Source organism: Halogranum roseipondis, assembly GCF_059695585.1.
In genome coordinates this window covers 1,560,269-1,572,414 of the sequence record NZ_CM185235.1, presented here as the reverse complement: position 1 = coordinate 1,572,414, position 12,146 = coordinate 1,560,269, and the positions used below count along the sequence as shown (strand labels likewise).

Sequence of the window (12,146 nt, the reverse complement as noted above, 5' to 3'; positions counted from 1 at the left end):
TGCGGTAGACGCTGGTACACAGTGACGTGAACGCGAGACGGGCACCGGCGAACCGAACCCACCTTTCGAGCGGAAACCGTTCACCGGGTCGCGCTGTCACCGAACTCCGGGCACAGCACAGAGGCACCCATCGCGTCGGTCGGTCTCGTCCGGTCGACGCCGACAGTCGCGACCCGTCGACACGGTCTCGGCCACGACGTGGCCGCGGGCCGTGTCCGTAGCGCCGGACCACCGCAACGAACCATGAACGACGAGCAACAGACATCTCCGTCGAGCGCCGTAGAGTACACCGAGTTCACGCTGGGAAAGAAGACGATCAGTCTCATCTCCGATCCGGACAACCCACGAGCGTGGCTCAAATCCGACGTGACGACGACGGTCGAACAGTAGGTTCCCCCACCCACCCGATTCTCCGGACCGAACCGGCCCAGCGGACGCGCCGTCGACGGGTCGGTCACCGTCTCCTGTCGGCCGGGTGACTCCTGCCGCCGTCGCGCTCTAGATGAATAGAGTTCCGTCCCAGTGGAGTCGTTCTACGTAGATGGAACCCATATCACGGATGGACGTGTACTGGAGTGTGTGAGCAACGGGCAGAAGGCGGATGACCGCCTTCGGCTGCACGCGCTTGTTCACAGTCCAACTGCCATGCGGATCGTATCCGACCGTGGACGCACGTACCCCATCCATCCCTTCCCACAACTCCCTCGTGCGACCCACGGCCGTTTCGTCGACGACCGACGAGCGTCGGATGCGAGCACCGACGACGGTGTCTGTCCCACACCACTCCGTCGTCGCCACACCACCCTCTCCGTCCAATGACTACACAGCCTCCGAAACCTCACAGTTCCGTAGAGTACACCGAGTTCACGGTCGAGGGAGAGACCATCGCCCTCGTCTCCGATCCGAACCGCGCACACGCGTGGATTCGGTCGGACCACACCCTCCCCGTCCGCGAGTGAGCCGTCGACGACCGGCGTCGGCTCGCGTCCTCCGGCGAGACTGACGTTTTACGTCGGTGTAGCGTGAACGAGTACCATGTACCACACAGTGTTGGTAGCTACCGACGGGAGTTGGTGCTCCGAAGCGGCGGGCGACCACGCGATCGACCTCGCACGGGAGTACGACGCCAGCCTCCGCGTCGTCTCGGTCATCGAGATGGACGTCGCCTTCTCCGAGTCGATCAGCGAACAGATGCTCGCAGACCTCGAACAGCGAAGCGAGAAGGCGGTCGAGACGATCGCGACCCGCGCGCGAGATCGAGGCGTCACCGACGTCGAGACGGCAGTCGTCCGCGGCACGGCGCATCGCGCGATCCTCGAAGACGCACGCGAACACGACGTCGACCTCGTCGTCGTCGGCACGCACGGCCGTCGCGGACTGGACCGACTGCTCCTCGGCAGCGTCGCCGAGCGCGTCCTCAGGACGGCCGACCTCCCCGTCCTGATCGTCCACGACGAGGAGCGCGAGGAGTCTGACGAGGCGACGTGAGCGTTCGAGCACCCAGCGTCGAGACGACTCTCACTCGTCGACGACGACCACCTTCACCTGTCGGACGCCGCGCATCGACCGCAGTCGGTTCGACAGTTCGGTGAGGTCGGCGGTGTCGCCGTCGACGGCCAGCGTCTCCATACAGCGGTCGTGCGAGAGGTGGATGTGTTGGACGGAGATGATCGCGTCGGCGAACTCGTGTTGGACCCGCTGGAGGCGGTCGGCGATGCCCTCGGCGTGGTGGTCGTGCGTGACGACGATGGTGCCGTAGTGGCGGCCGTCGCTGTCGGCGTCCCACTCGTAGGTGACGAAGAAGTCTCGAAGCGCGTCGCGGATGGCCTTCGAACGACTGTCGTACTCCCAGTCGTCGACGATGGCGTCGAGCCGAGAGACCATCCCTCGCGGGAGGGTGAGACTGATCCGGTCGAACTCGTCGGTCATGGCTCCGTCTTTGCCAGGTCTCTCCATCAACCTTCGCTTGGTGGCGCTCCTCGAACCTCCGTAATACTGTCCATGGAGAAAGTATTACTTGAGCCGCGACAGACGCGACGGTATGCATATCCCGGACGGGTTTCTCGACCTTCCCCTCGCCGCGGGCTGTCTCGTCCTCGCGGGAGCGGTGCTCGCGTTCGCCGCTCGCCGGGCGGAGGAGACGCTCGACGACGTTCGAGTGCCGCTGCTCGGCGTCGTCTCGGCGGGGATCTTCGCCGCACAGCTTCTCAACTGGCCGATCCCCGGCGGGACGAGCGCGCACTTCGTCGGCGGCGCGTTCGCGGCGATCGTGCTCGGACCCCACCTCGGCGCGCTGTCGGTCGCCTCGGTCGTCGTCATCCAGAGTCTCGTCTTCGGCGACGGCGGGCTGACCGCCATCGGCGCGAACGTGCTCAACATGGCCGTCGTCGAGGTGTACGCCGGCTACGCCGTCTACCGCGCGCTCCGCGACGTCGACGAGTCGCTGGCCGTCTTCGCCGCCGGGTGGCTGGGTATCACGCTCGGCGCACTCGCCGCCGCCGTCGAACTCGGCCTCTCCTCGGCGTTCGCCTACCAACTCGGGACGACGGTGACCATCATGGGCGTCGGTCACCTCGTCTTGGGACTCGTCGAGGGAGCCATCACGCTCGTCGTCTACCGCTACATCGTCCGGGCGCGCCCCGACGTGCTCGCGACCACTCCCGACGCGGAGGTGACCGCATGAGCGAGCAGGACGACGGCCTCCTCGGCCGACCGTGGGTGCGTCGCGCGCTGGGCGTCGTCTTCGTGCTCGTCGTGCTCGCCCCCGCATTCGGGTGGGCGTCGGGGGCCGTCGGTTACGCCGAACCGCTCGAGAACGCCGCCGAGGCGACCGGCGCGACGGAGCACGCGGAGACGTTCAACGCGGGCGTCCTCCCCGACTACACGGTTCCGGGTGTGGACCCCCACCTCGGCACGTTCGTCGCCGGACTGGTCGGAACGGCGCTCACGCTCGGCGTGACGCTCGGACTCGGCCGCGTCCTCGACGGATGACGCGCGGCCGCATCCTCGACCGAACGGCCGCCGAACTCGGTGCACACGTCCGACTGCTGTTGCTCGGCGAGTCGTACCCCGCTCGCGACGGCTTCCTCCAGCGCGTCGATCCAACGCTGAAACTCCTCGGCGTGACCGCCGTCGTCGTCGCCGCCGTCGCGACGCGCGAGACGGGGGCGCTGCTCGCGCTGCTGGTCGCGGCGTTCGGACTGGGGCGACTCTCGGCGGTCCCGTTCCGGACGCTCTTCGCTCGCGTCTGGCTCCCGCCGACGCTCTCCGCCGTCGTCGTCGCGCCGCGAGTCGTCCTCACCCCGGGGACGCCGCTTGTCGCGCTCGGACCGCTGTCGCCGACCGACGCGGGCGTCGCCTACGTCGTTACGTTCGTCGTCCGCGTCGCCGCCTGCGTCGCGCTGCTCTCGCTCGTCCTCCTGACGACCCGCTTCACCGACCTGCTGGCCGCGCTCCGGCGACTCCGCGTCCCGACGCTGTTCGTCGGCATCGTCGCCGTCACCTACCGCTACCTGCTCGTGTTCCTCCGCGAACTGCAGCGACTGGTCGTGGCTCGCCGCGCGCGGACGATCGGCGGCCGTCGACTCTCGCTCCGCGAGTCGTGGCGCGAGTCGGGGAGCCTCCTCGGGACGTTCTTCGTCCGCACGCTCGAACGCAGCGAGCGAGTCCAGGCGGCGGCGGTCGCTCGCGGCGGCGGACGACGGGCGATCGACGTCGGCGGCCGTCACCGGACGACGTCGAGTCGGCGCTCGGACGTCGCGTTCGCGGCGCTCGTCCTCGTCGGCGTCGCCGGGGTGGTGGTCGCGTGACCGACCCCGTCGTCGACGCCCGCGACGTGACCTACCGCCACCCCGACGGTACCGTCGCCGTCGACGGCGCGAGCCTCCGCGTCGACTCGGGGACGCGCGTCGCCCTTCTCGGGGCCAACGGGGCGGGCAAGAGCACGCTGCTGCAGCTGCTCGGCGGCCTCCACGACCCGGACGAGGGCTCCGTCCGCTGGTTCGGCGACCGCGACGCCGACGCGGTCCGGGACCGACTCGCCGTCCTCCTGCAGGACGCCGACGACTACCTGTTCAACCCGACGGTGCGCGAGGACCTCAAGTACGGCCCGCGACAGCTCCGCCTGTCGACGGCCGAGATCGACGCCCGAGTGAGGGAGTTGGCGGCGCAGTTCGACCTCGGGGGCCTCCTCGACCGACCGCCGTTCCGGCTGAGCGGCGGCGAGAAGCGCCGCGCCGCGTTCGCCGCGGCGCTCTCGACGGAGCCGGACGCCCTCTTGCTCGACGAACCGGTGAGCCACCTCGACGCGCAGAACCGCCGTCGCATCCTCGACGCGCTCGACGAGCTCGCGGCCGACGGCGTGACGACGGTCGTCGCCACGCCCGACCCGGATCTCGTGCCGGCGGTCGCAGACCGCGTCTGTCTGCTCGGCTCGAACGGCCGTGTCGTCGCCGACGGGACGCCCCGCGAGGTGCTGACCGACCGCGAGCGGTTGCGCACCGCGGGACTGCGCCCGCCGACGCTCGTCAGACTCTTCGACGATCTCGACGGCGTCGACGCCGACGACGTCCCGGTGTCGATGCCGGAGGCGAGAGCGATGCTCCGCGCGCGGGACGGGCGAGAGTGAGCGTCCGTACCGACGTGGCGTCGATGCACCACAGACGGGCGAGCAGTGGCCGTTCGCGAGCGGAGGCGGACGTCTGCCGTCCGGCGACGCTCCGTCCGGTCCGCCGGCGCAGTCGTCGACCGCTGCGACGCCGAGAAAGGGACGACCCTGAATGACCAAGCTCACGGTCTATCTCCGTCGAGAGACTCTCTTCTCTCGCAGGCTCGCGAACGAGCCAGCTGGGGTCGACCTGCCTCTGACACTGTTCGTCGACCTTTCGGCACGCGCCGACCCACGATAGTAGCTCGTGCAACTGTCTCCACACCCGACCGCACGACAACGGCTGGTCGAGTGTGGGACGACGTGCACTCTACTATAGTTCTCTCCGACGAGCTACGACAGACCGACACACAGTACGTTCATAGTGACAGCTCGCCATCTACTCGCATCGTGATCGCCGAGTTTTACCTCGAAGCCGAGGTGCTCCGGAACAGCCTCCGGGCCGCCCCGGACGTCACCGTCGAACTCGAACAGCTGTACAGCACGCCCGACGACCCGCTGCGAAACGTCTTCTGGGCGACGGGGGCGGGCGTCGACGCCTTCGAGGCGGCACTCCCCGACGACGACAGCATCACCGACTGGGTCCGGCTGGAGACGACGGAGATCGGACGGCTGTACCGCATCACCTACGCGCCCCACATCCTCGATCTCCAACTGTACCGGATCGCGGGCGAGGTCGACGCGCTCGTGTTGGACGCCACCGCCAGCGACGGGGTGTACGAGCTCCGGATGCGCTTTCCGAACCGGGCGGCGTTCGACGACTTCTGGACGCGTGGGACGGCGCTCGGTGCCGCGTTCGACCTGCAGGCGATCTACGCACCGCAGCCCGGCGTCGGCGCCGACGGCTGCGTCCTCACCGACGCGCAGCGCGAGACGTTGCTCGCCGCGTTCGAGCGCGGCTACTACGACATCCCGCGCGGCGTGTCGCTCGCCGAGCTCGCCACGCAGTTCGGCATCTCCGATCAGGCGGTCTCAGAACGGCTCCGGCGGGCGACCCGTGCGCTCGTCGCCGAGACGCTCGTCTACGAGGCGAGCGGCGGCTCGACCCACCGACGGCTGTCGAGCGGTGTCGAAGAGACACGGCCTCGGCAGTGACGTGACCGCCAACAGATTCTTGTGTGCGACGTTCAGACCAAGAGGTAGAGCCATGAGCCAGGCAAGCCCAGCCGGTCGGAACGCGCTCGTCGAGAAACTCCGCGAACGCAACTGTGAGTACTGCGACGACGGGACGCTGGTGGAGGGGACGTACAAGGACAACGAGGCGGTCGTCTGCGACGAGTGCGAGACGCCTGCACTCCAGCTCTGGTGACGGAGACGACCGAACCGAACCCGACTCAGTCGGCGACGACCGGATCCGACGCCTGCTTTTTCCGGCTTACCGTATGAAGCGCCCAGTGGCGACCGACGGCGAACGGTGGTTGTGTCCGACGACGAACGCCGAACAGTCGAAGAGCACCGTCGCCACGAACAGCGGAGCCTCGGCGGCCGAGAGACCGCCGAACAGGAGCCAGATCGCGTAGCACGGGAGCATCACGGCGACCCAGAACGCGATCAGTCGGACCGCGCGAACACAGCGGACGAGCGACGACGTCCCGAGTCCACGCCGGGAGACGACGTAGCCGGACGTCCGTGAGACGCTCGCTGCGCCCGCCGCATCCGACGTGGTGGACGTTCCGACCGGCGTGGACGAGTCGCTCATCTCACCGGACCTCGTCGAGCGAGACGTACGACCCGCGTTCGGCGGATAGCCACCGCGTCGCGGTCATCCCTCGCTCGCGGTCGAACAGGACCACCTCGTCGGGGGCGAACTCGCCGACGACGCCGTCGAGGTCGGGGTTGAACGTGTAGTCGATAGTGAAGTCGGGCCACTCGCCGGTCGTCGGTCGGAGACGGGGCTGTGCTTCACTCACGCCGGGTCACCTCCGCGGCCGACACCGCAGGACGCCCGCTGGAAGACGAACTCGCCTGATGGGTCGAGGTTCCGTGTATCATCACTCGGTGATAGCCCACGCTCCTATATGAAAGCAAGATAACAGAGGTGTAACTCGCGACGCTTACCCGGTAGTAAGCCGCGGATTCCAAGCGTTCTTACGGCCAGCGAACGAACGGAGGCGCATGCCAAAGGTCGAAGTCAACCTATCGGATGACGTTCACTTCAGGTTCGAACGGATGGTCGACGAGGAGTTCGTCACCGAAGAGCAGGCGGTCGAAGAACTGCTGACCGCAGGTCTCGAGGCGTACAACGCAGGTACCGGTCCGGCCGACGACCGAAGCGGGTTCGAGGAGGGGATCGAGGGGAACCTCTTCGACACCGACGAGGGCGACCCGAGCGAGCGGGACACGCTGTAGGTCACAGCACGGTCACGCCGAGTCCGCCGACGGCGGCGAGTCCGCCGAGACCGACGCAGATCCCCCAGAACGGGACTCTTCTCACCAGTCGCATCAGCGCGCCGATAGTCACGTAGCCGACGAGCGCGGCGACGGCGAGCGAGACGACCGCGGCCTCCGGCGTGATGCCGGGCAGTCCGCCGCTGTCGGCGAGTGCGAGGACGCCACCGCCGAGTGCGGCGGGGATCGAGAGCAGAAACGAGAGCCGGAACGAGGCCGGGCCGTCGTGACCGCGCAGGAGCAGTGCGCTCGCGGTCGTCCCCGAGCGGGAGACGCCCGGCAACACCGCGATCCCCTGCAGCGCACCGACGAGGACGGCGTCGACGGCGTCCGGCCGGGTGCGGTCGCCGAGCGCCAGCGTGCCGGCGAACCGCTGGAGCAGTCCGGTGAGCACGAGGAGCCCGCCGACGAGCGCGACGAACGCGCCGCCGGTGAGCGCCGAGACGAGGTCCTTCAGCGCCGTGTAGGCGGCCATCGCGACGACGCCCGAGACGACGGTGGCGACCGCGAGAAACGAGAGCGTCGCCGTCTCGCCGTCGAAGGCGTCGCCGGGTCGCCACGCCGGCAGTCGAGCGAGTTCGGTACGGAGTTCGTCGTGGTAGTAGACGGTCGCCGAGAGCGCCGTCCCGGCGTGGAGGAAGAGCGCGAACGAGACGGCCGTCTCCGGCGACGACCCGAGCGCGGTCAGCGCGATGGCGATGTTGCCCTCGCTGGAGACGGGGAGCCACTCGAAGACGCCCTGCAGCACCCCGACGACCAACGCGACAACCAACGGACGGTCCATATCTTCGCCAGCGTGAGGGAGTGATAAAAGCGGTTCGGGACGCAGAGCAGGGCGAACCGGTAGAGGAGTGGTCAGACCCGGCCGGCCTCGGCGAGCACGTCCCAGACGAGATCCGAGAGCAGGTGGGCGTAGAGGACGACCGCGGTGAAGACCGCGAGGAAGACGTCGACGACGAGCAGTCCGGCGACGGCGACACCGCCGATGACGACGTGGCTCAGGAGTCGCCGGAGCGTGCCGACGTCGCCCTCCTCGAAGATGGCGTTCTGTTCGGCGAAGACGATCCGCGGGTCACGGAGACAGCGCCGGACCGCCGTCCACTCGCCGGTGTTCAGGCGGGCGACGAGGAAGTGGTCGAAGTCGATACCGACGCCGACGACGGCGGCGTAACCGACGAGGAACCACCAGGGGTAGCTGGCAGTGACGTCTGCGAGGGCGACGGCGGCGCCGACGACGACCGAGATGAGGAAGTGTTGGTTCGAGTAGATGGGCGTTCACCGTCCGACTCCAGAGCGGCCACCGCTATCAAACCGACGGCGCGGGCTCAGAGTCGCTCTTTGCTCGAGCTGGACCGCGACGAGCGAGAGCGCGAACGGGACCGAGCGGAGCTGCTCCGTCGACTCGACCGCGAGGACCGTCCGGATCCCGACTGCAGTCCGCCGACCCGTTCGGCCACGCCGCCGCGCACGCCGTCGAGCAGTCCGCCCGTGTCGCCCGCGAAGCGACGGGCGAGCCGTGGGATCGACAACACGAGGTGGAACAGCCCGACCAGAAGCGGGTCCGGCGCGACCAGGTAGACGAAGACGCCGGTGAGGAGCAGTCTGATCCCCAGCATGAGCAACAGTCCGTTGACGAACTCGTGGGTGATGAGCGGCCCCTGATGCGACCGACGGCCGTCGTCCCCGCCGAGCGAGGAGAGTGCAGTTACACAGCGCTCACGGAGCGAGTCGTTCGACGGTGACCGTCGTCGGGTGCCACCCAGACCAGGCATGGAGAGTCGTTTCTGCTCCGGGGGTAAGAAAACCCGTCATCCGGCCGTCAGACGCTGTTCTGAGATGTGAGAGGTCAAGATAGTGGTACGACCCGTCCCACAGCCGAGCGGAGTCACTCTGCGAGGAGGGGTTCGGAGAATCGTCGAAGAGTCGCGCCGGGGCTATGGCTCACACCCGGTGCGAATCCGGAATGCCACAATTCGAATGTCTCCGGGCAAGGAGTTCGAATTGCAACTCGTCCTACGTCCGTATGGATGAATAAGGTACTGGTTAGATACTGAACGCCGATCGGCGAGTAGTGTTATATGTATAACCCCGTGGAGAACGGCGGCCGTCGCCGGCCGTCACTCCTCGCCGAGGTATGCAAACACACAAGTGCGTGTCACCCCTTCGAACTGCAAGCGAATGTCGCTCTCGGAACTGATTGCGGGCGTCGAAGACCACGAGAAGACACTCACCGTCGTCAACGCCGACACCGAAGTTGCGGACAGCCTCCGCGAGCACTTCGTCGATCGGAACGTCCGGGTCGTCGAGGAGCACTCCGACTCCACCCCCGCCGAGTACGCCGTGCTGGGCGAGCAAGACAGGTTTCTCACCGCCGCGAGCGTCGCCGAACTCTTGGAGGAGGAGACGCGGACCGAACCGGGGTTCACCGACGCGTCGTACCGACCGATCCTCGACGCGATGGACGAGACGATGTTCACCTCGTTCGACACCGGTCGGATGGTCGCCGCCTCCCGAGAGATCGAGGATCGCGCCTGGCGAACCGGCCGAGGCCAACTCCACGCCGGCTTCCAGACGCTGTCGACGTTCACGGCACAACGCGACGTGTACGAACGCCTCGGGACGCGAGGCGAACTCGACGTCCACGTCTATGCGACCCCCGACACGGAGACTCCCGCCGACAGCGGCGTCCGTCTCCACCTCGCGGACACCACCGAGATCGCACGGTCGTGGTTCGTCGTCTACGACGGCGGTGGCGTCGACGCGAACAAGTGCGCACTCGTCGCCGAGGAGCGCGAGCCAGGTTCGTTCTACGGCTTCTGGACGTACGGAGCCGACACCGTCGACTACATCCTCGACCATCTGACGAGCACCTACGCGTTCGCCGAGACCGATGGCGGCGACGACTGCGAAGGCTCCCGCTCCGGACGTCGGCTCGACTCTCGGTGAAGTGTCGCCAGAAACTGACCCCGTCTGTCGGCCGTCGAACGGAGGGCCGACGTCGTGGGGGTCCAACGAGCGAGCCGGGCAAACTCGCCCTCGGATCGCTGTCAGAGGTACGCACCGACACGGAGACGGGCACATCCCGCGCGGTGACGGGTAACAGTAGTTTCGCCGGCCCCCTTGTCTTTGTCCCTGCACTATCAGGCCTTTATATATTCGGAGGTGGCTGGTCGACGAACGGAACGGTCGGCGGATCAGAGCCCCATCGCTTCGATCTGTTCCTGATAGCGGTTGCGGATGGTGACCTCGGTGACCTGCGCGACGTCGGCGACCTCGCGTTGGGTCTTCTTCTCGTTGCAGAGCAGCGAAGCGGCGTAGATGGCGGCTGCGGCGAACCCCGTCGGTGACTTCCCCGACAGCAGCCCTTTCTCCGCGGAGACGTCGATGATCTCGTTGGCCTTCGACTGCACCTCCTTGCTGAGTTCGAGTTCGCTCGCGAACCGCGGGACGAACTGTTTGGGGTCGACGGGTTTGAGTTCGAGCCCGAGCTCCTGGGAGACGTACCGATACGTCCGGCCGATCTCCTTCTGGGAGACGCGCGAGACTTCGGCGACCTCGTCGAGGCTCCGCGGGATCCCCTCCTGTCGACAGGCGGCGTAGAGCGCGCTCGTGGCGACGCCCTCGATGGAGCGTCCGCGGATGAGGTCCTCGTTGAGTGCCCGTCGGTAGATGACGGAGGCGACCTCCCGGACGGAGTCGGGGACGCCGAGCGCGGAGGCCATCCGATCCATCTCGCTGAGTGCGAACTGGAGGTTGCGCTCGCCGGCGTCCTTCGTCCGGATGCGCTCCTGCCACTTCCGCAGGCGGTGCATCTGGCTTCGCTTCTCCGAGGAGAGCGACCGCCCGTAGGCGTCTTTGTTCTGCCAGTCGATGGTCGTCGTCAGCCCCTTGTCGTGCATCGTCTTCGTCGTCGGCGCGCCGACCCGGGACTTCGACTGCCGTTCGGAGTGGTTGAACGCGCGCCACTCCGGCCCACGGTCGATGTTGCTCTCGTCGACGACGAGTCCGCAGTCGTCGCAGACCAGTTCGCCCTCACTGTGGACCAGGTGGTCGGAGTTACACTCCGGACACGTCTGTTCCCCCCGTTCGGACTCGGTGTCGGTCTCGCGCTCGCGCTCACGTTCGCGCTGTCGGCCACGAAACGAGTCTGTCATCGGGAACAACTCACTTGTCCCGTGTTTAACTGTCTGTCGGACGATGACACGGGACACTGGTCGCTCGGACGGTCTCGCCGAATAGTTTGTGTGGTTGTGGAGTTGACGCACAATACTTTTTGCCTTCAGTCGGCTACCGTGCTGTATGGACGAACAGCAGTCGACCGGAGACGACCCCGCCGACCGGTCGGCGTCGGAGTCACCCTCCGGCGACACGGACCACGCCACGTCGGATGCGACGTTCGACCCGACCGACGAACGTGCGCGGACGATGGGGCGAGGGTTCTTCGAGGAGACGAGTTCGCCGGGGTCGGCGATGGCACATCTCTACCGGGGAGAGATCCATCGGATGAAGATGTGGCGCGAGCGACTGGACCACACTAGCAACTGGGCAGTGACGGTGATGGCTGCCATCCTGACGTGGGCGTTCGCCGACTCGAGGAACCCACACTACGTCATCCTCGTCGGCGCGGTGATGGTCGGCATCTTCCTCGTCATCGAGGCCCGCCGCTACCGCGGCTACGACATCTGGCGCTCGCGTGTCCGACTCCTCCAGAAGAACGTCTTCGCGTACTCGCTGGACCCCTCACAGGGGATCGACGACGAGGACTGGCGGCCGAAACTGAGCCGTGACTACCACAAGCCGACGACGAAGATCTCCTACGAGGAGGCCGTCGCCCACCGACTCCGTCGGGTCTATCTCCCGCTGTTCACCGTCTTGGGCGCTGCGTGGCTGTTCCGCGTCTCGATGATGGGCGTGACCGACTGGCCCGCCGGTGCCGCGATCGGGATGGTCCCCGGAACCGTCGTGACGGGGACAGTCGTGCTCGTCTACCTGGGACTCGCGTGGATCACCTTCCGGCCGCGTCGCTGGCAAGCACAGGGCGAACTCCGGAACCACGACATCGGCGCGTGGGACGAGATGGAGTGACCCGCCG

Annotated in this window: 19 protein-coding genes; 13 read left to right on the top strand and 6 right to left on the bottom strand. The window is 67.4% G+C overall.

Annotation, left to right across the window (positions count from 1 at the left end; genetic code table 11):
• Positions 1-243: 243 nt before the first annotated feature.
• Complete coding sequence (locus EOHIBHHM_RS08485) at positions 244-390, top strand: hypothetical protein (RefSeq protein ID WP_497256472.1); 147 nt, start codon at positions 244-246, stop codon at positions 388-390.
• A gap of 108 nt (positions 391-498) precedes the next feature.
• Here the strand turns inward: EOHIBHHM_RS08485 and EOHIBHHM_RS08480 are convergent, their stop codons facing one another.
• Positions 499-798: a hypothetical protein gene (locus EOHIBHHM_RS08480; RefSeq protein WP_497256470.1), complete on the bottom strand. Its 300-nt coding sequence runs from the start codon at positions 796-798 to the stop codon at positions 499-501.
• Between the two features lie 17 nt (positions 799-815).
• Here EOHIBHHM_RS08480 and EOHIBHHM_RS08475 point away from each other — a divergent pair, with 17 nt between their 5' ends.
• Together EOHIBHHM_RS08475 and EOHIBHHM_RS08470 are read left to right on the top strand one after the other, a co-directional pair.
• A complete protein-coding gene (locus EOHIBHHM_RS08475) occupies positions 816-959 on the top strand; it encodes a hypothetical protein (RefSeq protein WP_497256468.1) in 144 nt (47 codons plus the stop codon).
• 76 nt (positions 960-1,035) lie between these two features.
• Entirely contained in the window at positions 1,036-1,488 is a 453-nt protein-coding gene (locus EOHIBHHM_RS08470) for a universal stress protein (RefSeq protein ID WP_497256466.1), read from the top strand.
• 30 nt (positions 1,489-1,518) lie between these two features.
• Here EOHIBHHM_RS08470 and nikR read toward each other — a convergent pair whose 3' ends face one another.
• A complete protein-coding gene (gene nikR / locus EOHIBHHM_RS08465; protein ID WP_497256464.1) occupies positions 1,519-1,929 on the bottom strand; it encodes a nickel-responsive transcriptional regulator NikR in 411 nt (136 codons plus the stop codon).
• A 112-nt stretch (positions 1,930-2,041) separates the two neighbouring features.
• Between nikR and EOHIBHHM_RS08460 the strand changes: the two genes are divergently transcribed.
• From EOHIBHHM_RS08460 to EOHIBHHM_RS08435, 6 genes are all read left to right on the top strand, one after another.
• Positions 2,042-2,683, top strand: a complete 642-nt coding sequence (locus EOHIBHHM_RS08460) for an energy-coupling factor ABC transporter permease (protein WP_497256462.1) — start codon at positions 2,042-2,044, stop codon at positions 2,681-2,683.
• On the top strand, positions 2,680-2,991 hold the full coding sequence (locus EOHIBHHM_RS08455; RefSeq protein ID WP_497256460.1) for a PDGLE domain-containing protein: 312 nt from the start codon (positions 2,680-2,682) through the stop codon (positions 2,989-2,991). Before EOHIBHHM_RS08460 ends, EOHIBHHM_RS08455 begins: the two co-directional genes overlap by 4 nt.
• Positions 2,988-3,809 (top strand): cobalt ECF transporter T component CbiQ, encoded by an 822-nt coding sequence (gene cbiQ / locus EOHIBHHM_RS08450; RefSeq protein WP_497256458.1) that lies wholly within the window; start codon positions 2,988-2,990, stop codon positions 3,807-3,809. The genes EOHIBHHM_RS08455 and cbiQ overlap by 4 nt, the downstream gene beginning before the upstream one ends.
• A complete protein-coding gene (locus EOHIBHHM_RS08445; protein WP_497256456.1) occupies positions 3,806-4,627 on the top strand; it encodes an energy-coupling factor ABC transporter ATP-binding protein in 822 nt (273 codons plus the stop codon). The genes cbiQ and EOHIBHHM_RS08445 overlap by 4 nt, the downstream gene beginning before the upstream one ends.
• A gap of 429 nt (positions 4,628-5,056) precedes the next feature.
• Positions 5,057-5,761, top strand: coding sequence for a helix-turn-helix domain-containing protein (locus EOHIBHHM_RS08440; protein ID WP_497256454.1), 705 nt, complete (start codon positions 5,057-5,059; stop codon positions 5,759-5,761).
• Positions 5,762-5,813: 52 nt separating this feature from the next.
• A complete protein-coding gene (locus EOHIBHHM_RS08435) occupies positions 5,814-5,975 on the top strand; it encodes an HVO_A0556 family zinc finger protein (protein WP_497256452.1) in 162 nt (53 codons plus the stop codon).
• Positions 5,976-6,041: 66 nt separating this feature from the next.
• On the opposite strand, the gene EOHIBHHM_RS08430 is transcribed toward EOHIBHHM_RS08435, so the two are convergent.
• Together EOHIBHHM_RS08430 and EOHIBHHM_RS08425 are read right to left on the bottom strand one after the other, a co-directional pair.
• Positions 6,042-6,365, bottom strand: a complete 324-nt coding sequence (locus EOHIBHHM_RS08430; protein WP_497256450.1) for a DUF8028 family protein — start codon at positions 6,363-6,365, stop codon at positions 6,042-6,044.
• A 1-nt stretch (position 6,366) separates the two neighbouring features.
• Positions 6,367-6,576, bottom strand: a complete 210-nt coding sequence (locus tag EOHIBHHM_RS08425; RefSeq protein ID WP_497256448.1) for a hypothetical protein — start codon at positions 6,574-6,576, stop codon at positions 6,367-6,369.
• Between the two features lie 205 nt (positions 6,577-6,781).
• Between EOHIBHHM_RS08425 and EOHIBHHM_RS08420 the strand changes: the two genes are divergently transcribed.
• Positions 6,782-7,015 carry a DUF7120 family protein gene (locus tag EOHIBHHM_RS08420; protein ID WP_089827511.1) on the top strand — a complete coding sequence of 78 codons (234 nt, stop codon included), beginning with the start codon at positions 6,782-6,784 and terminating at the stop codon, positions 7,013-7,015.
• Between the two features lies 1 nt (position 7,016).
• Here EOHIBHHM_RS08420 and EOHIBHHM_RS08415 read toward each other — a convergent pair whose 3' ends face one another.
• Complete coding sequence (locus EOHIBHHM_RS08415) at positions 7,017-7,838, bottom strand: undecaprenyl-diphosphate phosphatase (RefSeq protein WP_497256446.1); 822 nt, start codon at positions 7,836-7,838, stop codon at positions 7,017-7,019.
• 20 nt (positions 7,839-7,858) lie between these two features.
• On the opposite strand from EOHIBHHM_RS08415, the gene EOHIBHHM_RS08410 reads away from it, so the two are divergent.
• Entirely contained in the window at positions 7,859-8,632 is a 774-nt protein-coding gene (locus tag EOHIBHHM_RS08410; RefSeq protein ID WP_497256444.1) for a hypothetical protein, read from the top strand.
• Between the two features lie 600 nt (positions 8,633-9,232).
• Entirely contained in the window at positions 9,233-10,000 is a 768-nt protein-coding gene (locus EOHIBHHM_RS08405; RefSeq protein ID WP_497256442.1) for a DICT sensory domain-containing protein, read from the top strand.
• A gap of 248 nt (positions 10,001-10,248) precedes the next feature.
• On the opposite strand, the gene EOHIBHHM_RS08400 is transcribed toward EOHIBHHM_RS08405, so the two are convergent.
• Positions 10,249-11,208: a transcription initiation factor IIB gene (locus EOHIBHHM_RS08400; RefSeq protein ID WP_497256440.1), complete on the bottom strand. Its 960-nt coding sequence runs from the start codon at positions 11,206-11,208 to the stop codon at positions 10,249-10,251.
• Positions 11,209-11,353: 145 nt separating this feature from the next.
• Between EOHIBHHM_RS08400 and EOHIBHHM_RS08395 the strand changes: the two genes are divergently transcribed.
• On the top strand, positions 11,354-12,139 hold the full coding sequence (locus EOHIBHHM_RS08395; protein WP_497256438.1) for a DUF2270 domain-containing protein: 786 nt from the start codon (positions 11,354-11,356) through the stop codon (positions 12,137-12,139).
• The last annotated feature ends 7 nt before the right edge of the window (positions 12,140-12,146 follow it).

Excerpts from the sequence above, each read along its gene's own strand:
- EOHIBHHM_RS08455 (WP_497256460.1), top strand. The coding sequence starts at position 2,680 with ATGAGCGAGCAGGACGACGGCCTCCTCGGCCGACCGTGGGTGCGTCGC.
- EOHIBHHM_RS08405 (WP_497256442.1), top strand. The coding sequence starts at position 9,233 with ATGTCGCTCTCGGAACTGATTGCGGGCGTCGAAGACCACGAGAAGACA.
- EOHIBHHM_RS08485 (WP_497256472.1), top strand. The coding sequence starts at position 244 with ATGAACGACGAGCAACAGACATCTCCGTCGAGCGCCGTAGAGTACACC.
- cbiQ (WP_497256458.1), top strand. The coding sequence starts at position 2,988 with ATGACGCGCGGCCGCATCCTCGACCGAACGGCCGCCGAACTCGGTGCA.
- EOHIBHHM_RS08400 (WP_497256440.1), bottom strand. The coding sequence starts at position 11,208 with ATGACAGACTCGTTTCGTGGCCGACAGCGCGAACGTGAGCGCGAGCGC.
- nikR (WP_497256464.1), bottom strand. The coding sequence starts at position 1,929 with ATGACCGACGAGTTCGACCGGATCAGTCTCACCCTCCCGCGAGGGATG.
- EOHIBHHM_RS08470 (WP_497256466.1), top strand. The coding sequence starts at position 1,036 with ATGTACCACACAGTGTTGGTAGCTACCGACGGGAGTTGGTGCTCCGAA.
- EOHIBHHM_RS08435 (WP_497256452.1), top strand. The coding sequence starts at position 5,814 with ATGAGCCAGGCAAGCCCAGCCGGTCGGAACGCGCTCGTCGAGAAACTC.
- EOHIBHHM_RS08415 (WP_497256446.1), bottom strand. The coding sequence starts at position 7,838 with ATGGACCGTCCGTTGGTTGTCGCGTTGGTCGTCGGGGTGCTGCAGGGC.
- EOHIBHHM_RS08475 (WP_497256468.1), top strand. The coding sequence starts at position 816 with ATGACTACACAGCCTCCGAAACCTCACAGTTCCGTAGAGTACACCGAG.
- EOHIBHHM_RS08395 (WP_497256438.1), top strand. The coding sequence starts at position 11,354 with ATGGACGAACAGCAGTCGACCGGAGACGACCCCGCCGACCGGTCGGCG.
- EOHIBHHM_RS08430 (WP_497256450.1), bottom strand. The coding sequence starts at position 6,365 with ATGAGCGACTCGTCCACGCCGGTCGGAACGTCCACCACGTCGGATGCG.
- EOHIBHHM_RS08420 (WP_089827511.1), top strand. The coding sequence starts at position 6,782 with ATGCCAAAGGTCGAAGTCAACCTATCGGATGACGTTCACTTCAGGTTC.
- EOHIBHHM_RS08460 (WP_497256462.1), top strand. The coding sequence starts at position 2,042 with ATGCATATCCCGGACGGGTTTCTCGACCTTCCCCTCGCCGCGGGCTGT.